Origin of the sequence: Micromonospora sp. KC723 (assembly GCF_004348595.1) — a bacterium.
Taxonomy (GTDB): Bacteria; Actinomycetota; Actinomycetes; order Mycobacteriales; family Micromonosporaceae; genus Micromonospora.
Map to the genome: position 1 here is coordinate 1 of NZ_SMKD01000259.1, position 2,689 is coordinate 2,689.

Sequence of the window (2,689 nt, forward strand, 5' to 3'; positions counted from 1 at the left end):
CCTTTCTACCCCGCGGGTACGACGTTCAGGTGCCTCCCGGCGTCGGAGGGAGACGGCCCGGCCGGGCCGGAGCACGTGATCCGTCGATGTCCCGGTGGGAAGGACGTGAGTACGGCCGCCGTCGCCCGCTAGAGTCGGAGCGTGGCGCTCGGTCTTCCCTCCGTCCTCCCCAATCCGCGGCCGGCGATCGGGGAGCTGATCCGGCGTGGCGGGCCCACCTTCTCGTTCGAGTTCTTCCCGCCGAAGACGGCGAAGGGCGAGCAGTTGCTCTGGCAGGCCATCCGGGAGCTGGAGTCGCTGCGCCCCTCGTTCGTCTCGATCACCTACGGTGCCGGCGGGTCGACCCGGGACACCACGGTCGCGGTGACCGAGCGGATCGCCACCGAGACCACCCTGCTGCCGATGGCGCACCTGACCGCCGTCAACCACTCCGTCGCCGAGCTGCGCAACGTCATCGGCCGGCTCGCCGGGGCCGGGGTGCGTAACGTGCTCGCCGTGCGTGGCGACCCGCCGGGCGACCCGGGCGGCGAGTGGGTCCGCCACCCCGAAGGCGTGCTCTACGCCGAGGAGCTGGTCCGGTTGGTCCGCGACGCCGGCGACTTCAGCGTCGGCGTGGCCGCCTTCCCGTACAAGCACCCGCGCTCGCCGGACATCGCCAGCGACGTCGCGCACTTCGTCCGCAAGTGTCGGGCCGGCGCGGACTTCGCCATCACCCAGATGTTCTTCGACGCCGACGACTACCTGCGGCTGCGCGACCGGGTCGCCTCGACCGGTTGCGACACCCCGATCCTGGCCGGGGTGATGCCGGTCACCCAGATGGGCACCATCGAACGGTCGGTGCAGCTCTCCGGCGCGCCGTTCCCGCCCGCCCTGGCGGAGCGGTTCGCCCGGGTCGCCCACGACCCGGAGGCGGTCCGCCGGCTCGGCGTCGAGCAGGCCAGCGAGATGTGCGCGAAGCTGCTCGACGAGGGCGTGCCGGGCATCCACTTCATCACCCTCAACCGGTCCACCGCGACCCGGGAGGTGTGGCGCAGCCTCCAGGCCGGCGCCCGGGTGTGAACGTTCGCACCCGACACCTGAGCCCCGCCGCGACGGTTGACCGAGGGTGGGCACACAGCTGAAGTGGGACGACTACGCGACCGCCTGGGCGCGGCTGCACGGTGGCTTCGACCCCCGGGTCGCCGCGCCGGTGGTGCGCGCCTGGCTGCGCTTCGCCTACCACGTCGGGTACATCCTGGGCCGGCTTCGGGTCACCCCGTCCGCGGTCACGGTGGGTGGGGTGTTGCTCTGCTTCTGCGTGCCGGTGTTCGCCGTCCGGGGGGTGGACGGGCCGATCGTGGCCGCCCTGTTCGTACTGCTGGCCGCGGTGGCCGACAGCGTGGACGGGGCGGTGGCGGTGGCCACCGGCCGCACCACCCGCCTCGGCTACGTCTACGACTCGATCGCCGACCGGCTTGGTGAGGTCGCCTGGCTGGTCGCGTTCTGGCTGGTCGGTGCGCCCGGGGCGCTGGTGGCGGCGGGTGGTGCGCTGTCCTGGCTGCACGAGTACGTCCGGGCCCGGGCGGTCGCGGCCGGGATGCGGGAGATCGGCGTGGTGACCGTGGGAGAGCGTCCCACCCGGGTCTGTGTGGCGCTGGCCGGGCTGCTGCTGGCCGGCCTGACCGGCATGATCGACCCGGATCTGGCCGCCGGCACGGTCACCATGGCCGTCGCGGTCTGGGTGCTGCTGGCCGGCTTCGGCCTGGGGCAGTTGCTGTCGACGGTCCGCCGCGCTCTCGTCGACGCCGGCTGACCCACCGGCGAGGCCCGCCGAGGCGGCCGGCCAGCCCAAGATGGGCGGCGGGTTCCGAAGTGATCGACTCCCGGTGGGCCCATGCCGCGCTGTCCCCGCCGTCCCCGGGCACCGCGACAGGCGGCAGCCGGAGTGGATCACGCCGGGGGAGAGCGCGACGTGCGGCAGGCGGAGGCGATCCGACCCGGCGGGGGCTACCAGGCGGGACCGATCTCCTCGGCGACGATCTGCGCCGACAGGGTGACCATCGGCAGGCCGCCGCCCGGATGGCTGGAACCGCCGACCAGCCACAACCCGGCCGCCGGGCCACGGTTGGCCGGCCGGAACAGCCGCCCGGCGGTGCCGTGGATGGCCCCACCCGGCGCGCCGGTCGCCTCGGCCAGGTCGGCCGGGGTGCGGATCTCGCGGAACAGCAGCCGGTCCCGCACGTCCACGCCCCGCTCGGCGAGCACGTCGAGGACCCGGTCGGCGTACGCCTCGGCGAGCCCCGGCCGGCGCCAGTCCACCGCCCCGGTGGCGGTGCCGTGCCGGGCGGCGTTGACCAGCACGAACCACGCCTCGTGGCCGTCCGGGCGGACCATCGGGTCGTCGGCGACGGTGACCAGGACCGTCGGGTCGGCCGCCGGCCGGGCCCGTACCCCCCGCCCCGGGTGGCCGAAGACCGCGTCGAACTCGGCGTCGTGGTCGCGGGGGAAGAAGACGGTGTGGTGGGCCAGTCCCGACTGGCCGCGTACCCCGAGCAGCAGCACGAAACCGGCGAGGCTGCGGTCGGTCAGCCCGGCCAGCCGGCGCGGGGCGGGCAGCAGGTCCCGGTAGACGGTCAGCGCGTCCACGTTGGCCACCACCACGTCGGCGGGGACGGGCGCGGCGACGCCGGCGAGGCGTACCCCGTGCACC

At 74.7% G+C, this 2,689-nt stretch carries 3 protein-coding genes; 2 read left to right on the forward strand and 1 reads right to left on the reverse strand.

Features of this window, described 5'->3' with window-relative positions; all coding sequences use genetic code 11:
* Positions 1-141 precede the first annotated feature (141 nt).
* On the forward strand, positions 142-1,059 hold the full coding sequence (gene metF, locus E1165_RS28430; RefSeq protein WP_132394769.1) for a methylenetetrahydrofolate reductase [NAD(P)H]: 918 nt from the start codon (positions 142-144) through the stop codon (positions 1,057-1,059).
* A 46-nt stretch (positions 1,060-1,105) separates the two neighbouring features.
* On the forward strand, positions 1,106-1,792 hold the full coding sequence (locus E1165_RS28435; RefSeq protein WP_132394770.1) for a CDP-alcohol phosphatidyltransferase family protein: 687 nt from the start codon (positions 1,106-1,108) through the stop codon (positions 1,790-1,792).
* A 194-nt stretch (positions 1,793-1,986) separates the two neighbouring features.
* Here the strand turns inward: E1165_RS28435 and E1165_RS28440 are convergent.
* Positions 1,987-2,689: phytoene desaturase family protein (locus tag E1165_RS28440; protein WP_371687411.1), on the reverse strand; the 703-nt coding region annotated here is incomplete at its 5' end.